The sequence below is a fragment of the Nocardia grenadensis genome (genome assembly GCF_050942415.1).
Classification (GTDB): domain Bacteria; phylum Actinomycetota; class Actinomycetes; order Mycobacteriales; family Mycobacteriaceae; genus Nocardia; species Nocardia grenadensis.
Window position 1 is genome coordinate 219585 of sequence record NZ_CP192054.1, and the last position, 12842, is coordinate 232426.

At 67.7% G+C, this 12842-nt stretch carries 13 protein-coding genes, 1 tRNA gene and 1 other RNA gene; 8 read left to right on the forward strand and 7 right to left on the reverse strand.

The window, feature by feature from the left end:
* Positions 1-126 precede the first annotated feature (126 nt).
* On the forward strand, positions 127-1380 hold the full coding sequence (gene tgt, locus ACQPYS_RS00985; RefSeq protein WP_433491463.1) for a tRNA guanosine(34) transglycosylase Tgt: 1254 nt from the start codon (positions 127-129) through the stop codon (positions 1378-1380).
* A 297-nt stretch (positions 1381-1677) separates the two neighbouring features.
* Here the strand turns inward: tgt and ACQPYS_RS00990 are convergent, their stop codons facing one another.
* Positions 1678-2451: a queuosine precursor transporter gene (locus tag ACQPYS_RS00990; RefSeq protein WP_084480428.1), complete on the reverse strand. Its 774-nt coding sequence runs from the start codon at positions 2449-2451 to the stop codon at positions 1678-1680.
* A 37-nt stretch (positions 2452-2488) separates the two neighbouring features.
* Here ACQPYS_RS00990 and ACQPYS_RS00995 point away from each other — a divergent pair, with 37 nt between their 5' ends.
* The gene (locus ACQPYS_RS00995; protein WP_063035209.1) at positions 2489-3013 is read left to right on the forward strand and encodes a DUF4190 domain-containing protein; all 525 of its coding nucleotides are present in this window, start codon (positions 2489-2491) and stop codon (positions 3011-3013) included.
* A 12-nt stretch (positions 3014-3025) separates the two neighbouring features.
* On the opposite strand, the gene ACQPYS_RS01000 is transcribed toward ACQPYS_RS00995, so the two are convergent.
* The 3 genes from ACQPYS_RS01000 to ACQPYS_RS01010 are packed head-to-tail and all read right to left on the reverse strand — an operon-like array spanning position 3026 to position 5295.
* Complete coding sequence (locus ACQPYS_RS01000; RefSeq protein ID WP_084480429.1) at positions 3026-3763, reverse strand: RDD family protein; 738 nt, start codon at positions 3761-3763, stop codon at positions 3026-3028.
* 45 nt (positions 3764-3808) lie between these two features.
* Complete coding sequence (gluQRS, locus tag ACQPYS_RS01005) at positions 3809-4747, reverse strand: tRNA glutamyl-Q(34) synthetase GluQRS (RefSeq protein WP_433491464.1); 939 nt, start codon at positions 4745-4747, stop codon at positions 3809-3811.
* The gene (locus tag ACQPYS_RS01010) at positions 4744-5295 is read right to left on the reverse strand and encodes a DUF309 domain-containing protein (RefSeq protein WP_431939461.1); all 552 of its coding nucleotides are present in this window, start codon (positions 5293-5295) and stop codon (positions 4744-4746) included. The genes gluQRS and ACQPYS_RS01010 overlap by 4 nt, the downstream gene beginning before the upstream one ends.
* Before the next feature lie 455 nt (positions 5296-5750).
* Here ACQPYS_RS01010 and ACQPYS_RS01015 point away from each other — a divergent pair, with 455 nt between their 5' ends.
* Together ACQPYS_RS01015 and ACQPYS_RS01020 are read left to right on the forward strand one after the other, a co-directional pair.
* Positions 5751-5948 carry a DUF397 domain-containing protein gene (locus ACQPYS_RS01015; RefSeq protein WP_063035320.1) on the forward strand — a complete coding sequence of 66 codons (198 nt, stop codon included), beginning with the start codon at positions 5751-5753 and terminating at the stop codon, positions 5946-5948.
* A gap of 109 nt (positions 5949-6057) precedes the next feature.
* Complete coding sequence (locus tag ACQPYS_RS01020) at positions 6058-7401, forward strand: wax ester/triacylglycerol synthase domain-containing protein (protein ID WP_433491465.1); 1344 nt, start codon at positions 6058-6060, stop codon at positions 7399-7401.
* Positions 7402-7431: 30 nt separating this feature from the next.
* Here the strand turns inward: ACQPYS_RS01020 and ACQPYS_RS01025 are convergent, their stop codons facing one another.
* Positions 7432-8169: a hypothetical protein gene (locus ACQPYS_RS01025; protein ID WP_433491466.1), complete on the reverse strand. Its 738-nt coding sequence runs from the start codon at positions 8167-8169 to the stop codon at positions 7432-7434.
* Between the two features lie 145 nt (positions 8170-8314).
* On the opposite strand from ACQPYS_RS01025, the gene ACQPYS_RS01030 reads away from it, so the two are divergent.
* Positions 8315-8403: transfer RNA gene (locus tag ACQPYS_RS01030), tRNA-Ser, on the forward strand.
* A 41-nt stretch (positions 8404-8444) separates the two neighbouring features.
* Here the strand turns inward: ACQPYS_RS01030 and ACQPYS_RS01035 are convergent.
* Positions 8445-9536 (reverse strand): hypothetical protein, encoded by a 1092-nt coding sequence (locus ACQPYS_RS01035; RefSeq protein ID WP_433491467.1) that lies wholly within the window; start codon positions 9534-9536, stop codon positions 8445-8447.
* Positions 9537-9680: 144 nt separating this feature from the next.
* Here ACQPYS_RS01035 and ffs point away from each other — a divergent pair.
* Positions 9681-9775, forward strand: an RNA gene (gene ffs / locus ACQPYS_RS01040) — signal recognition particle sRNA small type.
* Between the two features lie 247 nt (positions 9776-10022).
* Positions 10023-11309: an aminotransferase class I/II-fold pyridoxal phosphate-dependent enzyme gene (locus tag ACQPYS_RS01045; RefSeq protein WP_433491468.1), complete on the forward strand. Its 1287-nt coding sequence runs from the start codon at positions 10023-10025 to the stop codon at positions 11307-11309.
* 18 nt (positions 11310-11327) lie between these two features.
* On the opposite strand, the gene ACQPYS_RS01050 is transcribed toward ACQPYS_RS01045, so the two are convergent.
* Entirely contained in the window at positions 11328-12134 is an 807-nt protein-coding gene (locus tag ACQPYS_RS01050; RefSeq protein ID WP_433492941.1) for a methyltransferase domain-containing protein, read from the reverse strand.
* A 124-nt stretch (positions 12135-12258) separates the two neighbouring features.
* Here ACQPYS_RS01050 and ACQPYS_RS01055 point away from each other — a divergent pair, with 124 nt between their 5' ends.
* Positions 12259-12831: an HhH-GPD-type base excision DNA repair protein gene (locus tag ACQPYS_RS01055; protein WP_063035217.1), complete on the forward strand. Its 573-nt coding sequence runs from the start codon at positions 12259-12261 to the stop codon at positions 12829-12831.
* Positions 12832-12842: the final 11 nt, after the last annotated feature.

Genomic DNA, 12842 nt, shown 5'->3' on the forward strand with positions numbered 1-12842 from the left:
GCGGAAGCGTGCAGGGCACCCGGTCACGCCGATGGACCCCGGCATGAGCGGGTCGCGCCCGGAGGAGGTAGCGCAGCGTGGCCATGTGGGGCCCTCGCTCGTGACCAGTAGATACTGCCTGAGAGGATGTCGGCCGTGTCGGATGGCGTCGGATTCTCGTTCAGTGTCGGTACCCGCCTCGAGGGGCGGCACGGTCGCACGGGGGTGCTGCGTACCCCGCACGGAACCGTCGCGACCCCCGCCTTCATCCCGGTCGGCACCAAGGCGACCGTGAAGGCGGTCCTGCCGGAGGCTATGAAGGAACTCGGGGCGCAGGCGCTACTGGCCAACGCCTACCACCTGTACCTGCAGCCCGGCCCGGATATCGTCGACGAGGCCGGCGGTCTGGCGGCCTTCATGAACTGGCCGGGGCCCACCTTCACCGACAGCGGCGGCTTCCAGGTCATGTCGCTGGGGGTGGGATTCAAGAAGGTCCTGGCCATGGAGACCGTCGACGTGCGCAGCGACGACGTCATCGCCAAGGGCAAGGAACGCCTGGCGACCGTGGACGACGACGGGGTGACCTTCCGGTCGCATCTGAACGGGTCGAGGCACCGCTTCACCCCGGAGGTTTCGATGGGGATCCAGCACCAGCTCGGCGCGGACATCATGTTCGCCTTCGATGAGCTCACCACGTTGATGAACACCCGTGGGTACCAGGAGAAATCGGTGCGGCGCACGCACGACTGGGCGCAACGGTGCATCGATGAGCACGAGCGGCTCACCGCCGAACGCGTACACCGTCCCTACCAGGCGCTTTTCGCGGTTGTGCAGGGTGCGCAATACGAGGACCTGCGGCGCAAGGCGTCCCGGGACCTGGCCGAGATCCGCGGCACCGCGGGAACCGGTTTCGACGGATACGGGATCGGCGGGGCGCTGGAGAAGAACAATCTCGGCACCATCGTCGGCTGGTGCTGCGACGAACTACCCGAGGACAAGCCCCGACATATGCTCGGGATCAGCGAACCGGAGGATATGTTCGCCGCCATCGAGGCCGGCGCGGACACCTTCGACTGTGTGAATCCGTCCCGGGTGGGCCGCAACGGCGGCATCTATGTGGAGGCCGGCCGGTTCAATATCGACACCCTGCGCTTCAAACGGGATTTCACTCCCATCGACGAGACCTGCGACTGCTATACCTGCGCGAACTACACCCGCGCCTATATCCACCACCTGTTCAAGGCCAAGGAGATGCTGGCCTCCACCTTGTGCACGATCCACAACGAACGCTTCACCATCCGGCTCGTGGACCGTATCCGGGCCAGTATCGACGGGGGCTACTTCGACGAGTACCGCGCCGAAGCCCTCGGCCGCTGGCAGGGCCGCATCACCGCGCCGTAACATCGGCGGCCTCCGACTGCGGATGCCGACCATCCGGAGAAGACTGAAGATGAGTGCTGACGTGCACCTTGTTCCGCCGCGGTAGGTGCACAACCATTGTCGGTGCTCAAAGGTCGCCACTCTCTGGACGGCCGACCGCACGCGCTCCGTCGGTCCGGGAGTCGGGGCGGGCTCCGACCGGGAACGCGGACGAACCGAAGTAGACATAAGTGGGTGCGGCCGTGCCGGACGGTGGTTGCCGAGTGCGGACCGGAATGTGTTGTGCCCGGCGCGGTGACCGGGCACAACAGGTCCGGATCAGGAGCGCAGCGGGGCGGCGTCGCTCGGGGCGTAGGTCGGTTCGTGTTTCTTGAGCAGCGCGATCACCTGATAGGTCACCGGCAGGACCAGCACCTCGCAGAGCGTTTTCCACAGGAACCCGATGATCACATAGTTGACGAACTGGCCCCAGCTGTCGATACCGATGGCCGTGGCGGCGATCGAACAGAAGATCAGCGTATCGGCGAGTTCGCCGACCACCGTCGAGCCGATCAGCCGCGCCCACAGATACTTCTCCCGGGTCCGTTCCTTGATCAGTACCAGCGTCGCGGAGTTGAGCAGCTGACCGACCAGGTAACCGGCCAGACCGGCCGCCACCAATTGCGGTGTGGTGCCGATGACGCTGCGGAAGGCCTCCTGGTTCTCGTAGAACACCGCGGCGGGCAGCCGGATCGCGACGGCGAAACAGATAACAGTCAGCAGTAGTGCGGCGAAACCATAGAAGACAGCGTGCCGGGTGGCACGGAATCCGTAGACCTCGCTGAGCACGTCGCCGACGATGTAGGCGAGGGGGAACAGGAAGAACGCGGCATCGGTGGTGATCGGCAGGATCTCCAACGGGCCGAGGGTCAGCGAACTGCCGGCGAAGAACTGCACCCCCTTGGTCGCGCAGATATTGGAGACGATGAGTGTTGCGGTGAACAGTACGACGATCGGTGTGTAGTACCCCCGCGCCACCTGTGCGTGGGCCGCATGCGCGGGCGCGGGGTGTCCAGACTTGCCGGGTAAAGGGGTTTTGTTCGAATCTTCCACCCGACTATCCAATCAAACTCTCGAATAGGCTGTAGTCATGACGAACCCCGGTGAATCCGACGAGTGGTGGAAGCAGTACGGGGGGTCGGGCGTTTCGTCGGACCCCGCTGCCGGGCAGCATCCGTCCGAACCTTCGAGTTATCCGTCGGCACCGCAGTACCCCTCCACCCCGGCCGGGTCCCCCGCACCGCCGCACGGGCAACCGTCGTACGCGACCCCGCCGCCCGCGGCTCCCTACCCCGGACCACCGCCCTACGCGCCCTACGGCGCGCCGGGGGCCGGGTATCCGGCGGGCTACCAGCCCTACGGTTATCCGGCCAACCGCGGTACGAACGGCCTGGCCATCGCTTCGCTGGTCACCTCGCTGGCCGGTTTCGCGACCTGCGGCGCCACTTCGATCGTCGGGATCATCCTCGGCGTCATCTCGCTCAATCAGATCCGCGACAGCGGCCAGGAGGGCCGCGGGATGGCGCTCGCCGGTATCTGGATCGGGGTGGGCCTGATCGCCCTGGGCGTCATCTGGTTCGTGGTGATGATCGTCGCGAGCGCCGCGGGGGCCTGACCCGCCGGGTACTCAGGCCGCGATGACCTGGGTGCCGCCCGCGAGTTTGTCGTTCCAGCCCTGCCGGTTCGGGTTCTTGTCGAGGGTGGCGGCCGTGTAGAGCATGAGTGCGGCCCCGGCCACCCAGCCGACACAGGGCACGATCAACACGGCCAGGAAGATATTGCGTTTCAGCGCGAGCAGCGGCGGGACGGCGGGCGCCCCGTCCGGTGCCACGACCTTGAGGCCCAGGATCTTCTTGCCGAGGGTGGCGCCGGTCTTCCACTCCATGAGCACGTAGTACACCAGGGTGACCGCGAAGATGATGGCGTAGCTGACCGCCGGCCCGGTGAGACCGGTCATGTTCGGCATGAGGACGAAGTTCAGCAGCAGGGCCAGTGGGAGGGCGATGATGAGATTGTCGATCAGGCGGGCCGCGAACCGCGGCCACAGGTTTCCGGGGACGCCGAACGCGGGCTGATAGTGCCCGTACTGTTGGCCGCCGTACTGGGCCTCCGGGAACACCGTCTGCTGGTAGCGGGGAGCCGGCTGGGCCGGAGGGGCGGGAGGGGCCTGCTGACCGTAGGGCTGTGGCTGCGGCTGTCCGGGCGGCGGATTGTAGTGCGGCGGCTGGGGAGCGTACGGGTCCGGCTGTGGCGCATACCGGCCCGGCTGTGGAGCGTACTGCCCGGGCTGCGGGTACTGCGGGGGCTGCCCGTACGGCTGCCCGGCCTGGGGGTGGTTGCTGGGGTCGTACCCGCCACTGGTCATCTCGCCTGCCTGAACTCGAATCCGAAGACCTGGTCGCAGGCCAGGTTACGGACAGCGGCCCGCGACCACCAAGCTGTCGGGGTCGAGCACCCAGGGTTCGCGGGGGAGCCGTTCCGGGTCGAATCCGGGGAGTAGTTCGGCCGCACGGTGACCTACCAGGCCGAGTGAGCCGGCGAGCCTGCCCACCACCTGGCCGACGGTTTCCCCGCGCGCGAGCCGATCGGCCAGCGTGACCGCACCGTCGCGTTTGGCCAGCCGCTTGGCCGCGGTATTGAGTACCAGCGGCACATGCGCGTACTCGGGTATCGGCAGTTCGAGCAGCGTGGCCAGATAGGCCTGCCGCGGTGTGGACGGGAGCAGATCGTCACCGCGTACCACCTGATCCACCCCCTGTTCGGCATCGTCGACCACGACGGTCAAGTTGTAGGCGGGTATTCCATCGCCGCGGCGCAGCACCAGATCGTCCACCGGGCCCCGGTACCGGCCGTGCAGGCGATCGGTGATCTCGAATTCCGAACGGGCCGAACGCAGCCGCACTGCGGCGGGCCGGCCGGCCGCGCGGCGCCGCGCGCGTTCGGTGGGGGAGAGGTCACGGCAGGTGCCGGGGTAGGCGCCCAGGGGTCCGTGTGGTGCGGTGACGGCCCGCTGTATTTCCTTTCGCGTACAGAAGCATTCGTAGGTCAGTCCCGCGGAGGTGAGCCGGTCCACGGCGGCGGCGTAGTGGTCGAGGCGGTCGGACTGGTGGGTCACCGGTCCGTCCCAATCGAGACCGATGGCGCGCAGGTCGGCGAGCTGGCGTTCCTCGGCGCCGGACCGCACCCGGTCCAGATCGTCGACGCGCAGCACGAATCGGCGGCCGGTACTCCGGGCGAAGAGCCAGGCCAGCAGGGCGGTACGCAGATTGCCCAGGTGCAGATCCCCCGACGGGCTGGGCGCGTACCGCCCCGCGAATGCGGCGGACTCGGTGATCGGCATCGGGGTCATGGTATGTCCCGGCGCAGCCGGGGCATCAGCCCGGACCGGTCGATCCCGGCCGGTGCCCGGTGTTCGTGTCCGGCGGTGACGCCGTTGTTCTCCGGTGTGACTGTCAGCTCCGTCAGCAGAGTTTCGGCGTGGGCGATGAGGCCGGGCCCGTCGAGATCGTAGGGGAGTTCTCCCGCCGGATACCCGGCGGCGGCCGGATCGAAGGCCCGGAGCCGCCCGACCGCGCGTTCCAGCAGCGTACGCGCGCCTTTCGGGTTTCCCCGCTGGATATGGGTGAGGCCGACCGCGTACTGCGCGAGACCCTGCCACAGCATGCGTTCGGCGTCCGGGCCGTTCTTCCAGACCGATTCCAGCACTTCGTGCGCGTTGAAGGCCAGCCCCTGATCCAGCAGCTGCTGGGCGTAGTCGAGGGCTGCGGCGGGAGCGAGGTCCAGGTCGTCGGGTATCCGCGGTACGCCGGGACTGCCCGGTGGCAGCGGGCGCCCCAGGCGGTCCCGGGGCCGGGCGTTGGTGGCGCGCCCCTGTTCGTCTCGATCGCGTTCGGGCATGCCGCCATCATCCCGCCGCGGCACGATCGACGCCGCGGTAGGGGTATTGACAAATGATAATCAGGCCATCACATAACAATCACTTCCGGCCATTAGTGGTCCGGTCCGGTTTTTTTGAAGCAAAGCCATCCTTATAAGTCTGCAATTACGCAGCAATACGGCATCTTAGCAGCGTTGCCAAACGCATTGGCGCAGTTCACAAGAGAGCGGCAAATCTGGTGTGAACCTGCTAGTGTTCGAAGTGCGGGGCGCCCTCACATGGGGTTTTGGGTCACCGCGTCAGATGTGTTCGCGGAAGTGCGAGTCCGATCCTGGCATACCGGATATTTGCTCGCTATCTGCGCGTGCATCCGTGTATTCGGTGGTATCCGCCGGATACCAGCAAGTCAGGAACTATGCAGGTATCGAATATCATTATCGACGCAGCGAAGGAGTGCAGTGCCGTGAAGGTGGATATGACGGGTGCTGTGTGGCGGAAGAGTACATACAGCGGCCCGGACGGGAACTGCGTGGAGGTGGCATTTCTCGTAGACGGCAACGTGGCGGTCCGTGATACGAAGGACCACGGCAGCGGGCCGGTGCTGGCCTTCGCGCCGGGCGAGTGGGCCGAGTTCCTGTCCGGAGTAACGGCAGCGGATTTCCACGGCGCCTGACGGTTTTCCCGATATCAGGCAAGGCGGCCCCGGACCTCGCGGGTCCGGGGCCTTTGCGTGCGCGGACCGCGACCGGGGCGCGGACGGCGGCATCCATTAGGGTCGGCCGGTGACCCCGCTGGCGCCCCAGGACGCGACCATGTACTGGCTCTCCCGGCGCACCCTCAACGACCAGTTCCTCCTCTACTGCTTCACCGAATCCACCTGGGAGAACACCAGATTGCGCGATGCGCTCGTCCAACGGTGTGCCGCGATCCCCGAACTGCTGGTCAGGTTGTGCCCGGACCCCACCGGCCTGTCCTACCCGGTGTGGGTTCCCGCCGAACCCGAACCGGACCAGTTCGTGACGCACCGGCTCGACCGGCCGCACTGGCCCGACCTGCTCGCGGCCGTCGGACGGTTGCTCGGCACCGGAGTCGACGCGGTGCGGTACCCGTGGCGGCTGCATGTCTTCCGCGGTATCCGGGAGAGTCCGGCGCCCGATCCGACGGTGACCGTGGTGGTGTTGCAGATATCGCACGCACTGGTCGATGGTCGCGGCGCGTCCCGGATCGCCCGTGCCCTATTCACCGACGACCCCGGCGCCGCGTCCACACCGGCCACGCGCCCGGTACCGCGTGCCCGGATGGCAGTGCGGGCGGGGCGCGGGGGGCTGGCCCTGCCATCGGGTATCGCGCGGACCGTCCGGCGCGGACTCGCCGCCGGCCGGGCCCGGAACGAACTCGCGGAACTCACTGCCGCCGGGCAGGTGCCGCCGGCCGCGCCGGGCTACCCGCCGGGGGTGCTCAATGTGCCGGGCGCGGTCACCGGCCATGCGGTGCGGATGCTGGTCTGTCGGACGGTGGATTTCCGGATGCCCGGCCGCAGCGTCACAGTGGTGGGTCTGACGGCCGTATCGCTCGCGCTCCAGCGGTATCTGCGCGAGCGCGGTGCGGAAGCCGCTGCCCTGGGCGCTCAGGTGCCGATGGCGACACCGCCGCGGCCCGGAGTCCGGAACAACTATCGCAGCCTCGGCGTCGATCTGGCGATCGGTACGGACGACCCGGTGCGGCGGGCCGCGGCGATCGCCGCCGATCTGGCCGCCCGGCGAGACCGGGCCGTCCATCCACTACTCGCCGCGCAGGACGCGGTGACCGCGGTACTTCCGCCGCTGCTACTGCGACGCGACGTGCGGAACTACCCGATCGATCTCGTACCGGACCGGATCACCGGCCATACCGTTGTCTCCAGCGTCGACCGCGGCCCGGCCGATCTGCGCTTCGGCGCGGCCCCGGTCCGGTTCACCGGCGGCTTTCCCGCACTCGGCACGGTGATGCACCTCACGCACGGTATCCACGGTATTGGGGACACCGTCACCCTCTCCCTACACGCCGATCCCGCGGTCGTCCCGGACCTCGACAACTATGCCGAACACCTGCGTGCGGCATTGCGCGATATACGCGGCGCCGATTGAGCGAGGACGGCCCGGTCGCGCGCCGATCGCTCAGTTCGGTTCGATGTCCAACTCTTCGCGGGTGGCGCCGATGAGTTCGCGCTCGGCCGCCCGGACCTCGCCGAGCAGCTGGTTCTTGTGGTCGCGTGCGGCGCGGATCTCCTCGGCCGGGGCGTCCTGCAGTTTCTTGCGCTGTAGCGTAAGGGCGGCCAGTAGCGCGTCGGAGAGAGTATCGGCCAGCCGGCGCCACTGTTTGTAGTGGTGATCCGAGCCGACCAGGCGCAGCACATTCGCGCGTTCCGAGCCGTCCTCCAGATCGTGGATCAGATCGCCGATGAGCTCGTCGGTCCACTCCTCGTCCCGCCGCAGCGCCTGGCAGAGCCGGCCGGACATACTCAACGTATCGGCTATCGCGGCCACCACGGTGCCGCGGCGCCAATTCTCACCCGCCTGCCCGAGCGCCACCGCGTGCGCGGATTCGACCTGGTGATGGGCGGCGTCGAGCTGCAACCGGGTCGTGTCGACCTGGCGTTTCGCGCTGTCGTTCTGTTGCTGGGCGGCCGCGGCCAGGGTGCGCTGAGCGCGCTCGTCGGCGGCAGCGATCGCATCTCGGTTCGTCCGGTTGTTGACCAGTACCGCGATCACCGCCGCGCCGCCGAGGACGAGCGCACCGAGCAGTGGCAGCCACGACTGCCACCAAGCCGGGGAACTCTGAACGACTTCGATCACCTGGGGATCCACGGCGCCCATCATGGCACCGTCGGCGCGAGTAGGCGCGACGGCCGTCACAATTAGGTGATCAGCGCGGCAAACTGCTGGATATCTTGCCCGATAACGGGATTCGTGCTATGAGGCCGGTCGGTGTGCCGGGGTCCGAACGGGGTATGAGCGGGCGTTTTCACGATGGGCCGGGGTGGCAGGTATGCTGCTCGGCGGAGGATTCGCCTAGTGGCCTATGGCGCTCGCCTGGAACGCGGGTTGGGTTAACAGCCCTCGCGGGTTCGAATCCCGCATCCTCCGCCACCGAATCCGCCGGTAGCAGTCACGCTACCGGCGGATTCGTTTCATTTGCGCAGTTCGTCGAGCACCTTGCGGACCTGGTCCCGGCAGCTCCGATCCACCGTCGACCGGTCCACCACACCGTCGTAGGTGATGTACAGGCTCACCTTGACCGAAACGTTGCTGTCCTTGGCCGCGACCGTGTAGTCCAGGGTCTGGAAGGACGAGTAGTCGTTGACCTGGGACGAGTAGTAGGCGTCCTCGCCCAGTTCGGTCACCGCACCGGAGGAGTAATCCGTGCCGGTGGTGGCAGTATCGGATTTTTTCCAGTCGTCGTAGCCGTATGAGCCGTATTCGCTGTCGAATGTGACGTCCAGCCCGAGCCGGGCGCTGTTGGAGTCGGTGCCCTCATTGCTGACCTGACAGTTCAGCGATCCGCCGCCGTAACTGGCCGGGGCGTCCTCCTGATGGGTGGTCTCGTCGCGGTTGGCGGCCCACTGGTCCAGGACGGAGGCGTCGACGAGGTCACAGGCATTGGTGACGTTCTCCATGCCGTAGTCGCCGTCCGCCCCCTCGGACCCCGAGTCGGAGTTCACCAGCGCGATCCCCCCGATCCCGCAGATCAGCAGGATCACGAACAGCACCACGCCGACCACGATCAGGGCGGTGTTGTTCTTGGACCGCGAGCGAGCGGCCGCGGCGGCCCCGTATCCGGTGGGGCTTCCGAAACCGGACGGCCCGGACTGCCACGCGGGGCCCTGGGTCGGATACTGCGGCTGCCCGCCGGGGTACTGCTGCCCGCTCGGATACTGCTGTTGCCCGCTCGGGAATTGCTGTTGCGCGCTCGGCGGCTGCTGTCCGCCCGGGTATTGCGGTTGCTGCCCGCTCGAATACTGCTGTCCACCGGGATACTGCTGTTGCTGACCGCTCGAGTACGGTTGCTGCCCGCTCGGATACTGCTGCTGACCGCTCGAGTACGACGGTGCCGCGGATGGGTTCTGGTCGCTGGGGAACTGCGCGGCGGCGTTCGGGTTCATCATCGTCGGATCGGCGCCTGGAGTGCTGCCCGGCCCCGGCTCGCCCACCCCGCCGCCGGGTGTCTCCCACCACTTCGTCTGCTCCGCGCGCTCGTGCTCCGGCGGATTCTCCTGGGTCATCCTCGCCATCCCCTCGTGTGGTGAGGGAATGTCCCCCTCCGACTCAGAAGAATGGTAGCGAGCACGGGGCCTGCCCGTACCCGGCCCGGCGCGAGCCGTACCGGCCCCCCGCAGCGCGCGGCGGGGGTAGCCGCTACACTGGCCGACGGATCCCGCGCGGCGCGCATCCTGTGAACTCCCCCAGGGCCGGAAGGCAGCAAGGGTCAACGGGCTCTGCCGGGTGCGCGGGGTCCCCTTATTCAGGCGTGGTCTTCTGCCCGGGACGCATCTCGGTCCGCCTTTTCGTGCACCGGATGGTCTATCTCGGTGGCCGATGCCGACGGGGCCTCGGCCGGACCTGCCGAAGGCGGGGCAATCGAACACAGCACGCAGACTCCCAACCCCTCCCGGTGGCGGCGGGTGCCCGGGTAACGTGGCTCGGGGCGGCCGGACCCAGGGGCCGTCCGTAAGCGAGCATTCACCAGGTAGTTGGAAAGGCTGTCCACGATGCCCCGGCAAACGCAGATCGGTTTGATGAGTCCCGAGGAACTCACCGCCGAGCACGAACTCCAGTCCGCGAACTACGCGACGCTGCAGGCTGCTCAGCTCACCCTCGATCTGACCCGGGGGAAGCCCTCGCCGGAACAACTCGCCCTGTCCTCGGCGCTGCTGTCGCTGCCCGGCGACGGTGACTTCCGCGACGGTACCGGTACCGACTGCCGCAATTACGGTGGGTTGCACGGACTTCCGGAACTGCGGGCCATCTTCGGCGAGCTGCTCGGTATCGGCGTCGACAACCTGATCGCGGGTAACAATGCCAGCCTGGAGTTGATGCACGACGCCATCGCCTTCGCGACCCTGTTCGGGCTACCCGATTCGCCGCGGCGGTGGGCCGACGAACCCACCGTGAAGTTCCTGTGCCCCAGCCCCGGTTACGACCGGCATTTCGCGATCACCGAATCGCTGGGCTTCGAGATGATCCCCGTGCCGATGCGGCACAACGGGCCCGACACCCGGGTCGTCGCCGAGCTGCTGGCCGACGATCCACAGATCAAGGGTCTGTGGGCGGTGCCGAACTATTCGAACCCGACCGGTGTCGTCTTCTCCGAAGACGTGGTGCGCGAACTGGTTTCGATGCCGGCGGCGGCCCCCGATTTCCGGCTGTTCTGGGACAACGCCTACGCGGTGCACCCGCTCACCGATACCGCGGCACCGGTACTGGATGTACTCTCGCTGGCCGCGGCGGCCGGAAACCCGCACCGCCCGCTGGTTTTCGCCTCGACCTCCAAGATCACCTTCGCCGGCTCCGGAGTCAGTTTCTTCGGCGCTTCGACCGAAAACCTGGACTGGTACCTGAGCCATGCCGGGAAGAAGAGCATCGGCCCGGACAAGATCAATCAGCTGCGGCACCTGCGGTTCTTCACCGATGCCGCCGGGGTGCGGGCGCATATGCAGAAGCATCGCGCGATCCTGGAGCCGAAGTTCGCGCTCGTCCTGCGGATTCTCGAGGAGCGGCTGGGCGCCTCGAAGGTCGCGTCCTGGACCGAGCCGAAGGGCGGCTACTTCATCAGCCTCGATGTACTCGAGGGCACCGCGGCGCGGGTGATCGAACTGGCGAAGAACGCCGGAATCGCGCTGACCGCGGCCGGTTCGGCCTTCCCGTACAAGAAGGACGCCGAGGACAGGAACATCCGGATCGCCCCCAGTTTCCCGGCGCTGCCGGAACTCGAGCAGGCCATGGACGGCCTGGCGACCTGCGTGCTGCTGGCAGCGACCGAGAAACTGCTGAAGTAGAAGCGGAGGGTCCCGGGGTCAGGCGGGTTTGCGGACGTGTACGGCGAACATGGTCACCGAGAGGTGGATATCACCGGCCGCCGCACCCCGGGCCAGATCGGCGAGGAGTTTCTCGCGTTCGGCCTCGGTGATCACCCGCCGGGCCACTGCCATGGCGGAGATCCGGCTGACCAGCGCCCCGGCTCCGGCCGAACGGTTCTGGATCAGCGCCTGCGAGCCGGTGCTCGCCACCTCCAGTCCGGCCGCGGTCAGCAGACCCGCCAGCCTGCGGCCCGAGTACGGGTTGGTCGTCGCCGAGACGAGGGTGTCCACGACCTCGCGGACCACGCGATGCTCGCCGGGGTGCACGATGGCCGAACCCCAGTCGGCGTCCATCACCACGGCCCGGCCGCCGGGACGCAGGACCCGGGCGATTTCGCGCGCGGCCCGGGCCGGCGCGGTCAGATGCTGGAATACGCGCTCGCACAGCACGGCGTCGAAGGTGGCGGATCCGAATGGGATGCCGTAGGCGTCACCGGAATGGAAGGTGGCCGACGAATGCGCCTCGGCGGCGCGCGCGACGGCCGCGGCGAGCAGGTGCGGATCGGGTTCCACACCCGCCGCCGAACCGGTGGGCCCCACCGCGTCGGCGAAGGTGATCACCTCCGATCCGGTACCGGAGCCGATATCGACCGCGTGCTCGCCCGGCCGCAGCGCCAAGGCCTCGTGTGCCCAGTCGCGTAGCCGGGTGAGTCCCGGAAGGGTGGCCTGTAGATCGCGGATATCGACCAGTTGGTCCTGGCCCGCGGGATCGAAACGGTCGGGGCGTAACCCGAAACTGTCCATGGGTCCGTGTCCATCCAGTGTGGTGGGTGGCTTTGTCGCCGTGTCTGGCATGGGGGCGAGCCTAGCGGAGAGCGGCGCGTCGCCCGTGGGATCATCGCTGGTAGTCCAGAGTGAGGAGCAGGGCATGGCCAAGTTGTGTCTGGCACAGGAACCCGAGGCCGACGAGTTGCTCTCGGAGAGCTCTCTGGCGCTGCTGATCGGGATGCTCCTGGACCAACAGTATCCGCTCGAGCATGCGTTTAGGGGCCCCAAGAAGCTCGCCGACCGGATGGGCGGACTGGATATCCACGCGATTGCGGCCGCGGACCAGGCCGAGTTCGAGGAGCTGGCCGCGACCCCGCCCGCCATCCACCGCTACGGCCGGTCCATGGCCCGGCGGATCCAGGACCTCGCCCGCTACGTGATCGAACACTACGACGGGGATGTGGCCGCGATCTGGACCGTCGGCGACCCCGACGGCAGCGAAGTACTGAAGCGGTTGAAGGCGCTGCCCGGGTACGGCGACCAGAAGGCCCGCATCTTCCTGGCGCTGCTCGGTAAGCAGCTGGGGGTGCGGCCGGCCGGGTGGGAAGCGGCTGCCGGGGACTACGCCGAACCGGGTTCGCGACGCTCGGCGGCCGATATCGTCGACGGTGAGACCTTGCTAGAGGTGCGCGCTTTCAAGAAGCAGATGAAGGCCGCCGCCAAGCAGAAGTGACCTGTCCTCCG

Excerpts from the sequence above, each read along its gene's own strand:
- ACQPYS_RS01050 (WP_433492941.1), bottom strand. The coding sequence starts at position 12,134 with ATGGACAGTTTCGGGTTACGCCCCGACCGTTTCGATCCCGCGGGCCAG.
- ACQPYS_RS01045 (WP_433491468.1), top strand. The coding sequence starts at position 10,023 with ATGCCCCGGCAAACGCAGATCGGTTTGATGAGTCCCGAGGAACTCACC.
- ACQPYS_RS01055 (WP_063035217.1), top strand. The coding sequence starts at position 12,259 with ATGGCCAAGTTGTGTCTGGCACAGGAACCCGAGGCCGACGAGTTGCTC.
- gluQRS (WP_433491464.1), bottom strand. The coding sequence starts at position 4,747 with ATGACCCCGATGCCGATCACCGAGTCCGCCGCATTCGCGGGGCGGTAC.
- tgt (WP_433491463.1), top strand. The coding sequence starts at position 127 with ATGTCGGCCGTGTCGGATGGCGTCGGATTCTCGTTCAGTGTCGGTACC.
- ACQPYS_RS01015 (WP_063035320.1), top strand. The coding sequence starts at position 5,751 with ATGACGGGTGCTGTGTGGCGGAAGAGTACATACAGCGGCCCGGACGGG.
- ACQPYS_RS01010 (WP_431939461.1), bottom strand. The coding sequence starts at position 5,295 with ATGCCCGAACGCGATCGAGACGAACAGGGGCGCGCCACCAACGCCCGG.
- ACQPYS_RS00995 (WP_063035209.1), top strand. The coding sequence starts at position 2,489 with ATGACGAACCCCGGTGAATCCGACGAGTGGTGGAAGCAGTACGGGGGG.
- ACQPYS_RS01035 (WP_433491467.1), bottom strand. The coding sequence starts at position 9,536 with ATGACCCAGGAGAATCCGCCGGAGCACGAGCGCGCGGAGCAGACGAAG.
- ACQPYS_RS01000 (WP_084480429.1), bottom strand. The coding sequence starts at position 3,763 with ATGACCAGTGGCGGGTACGACCCCAGCAACCACCCCCAGGCCGGGCAG.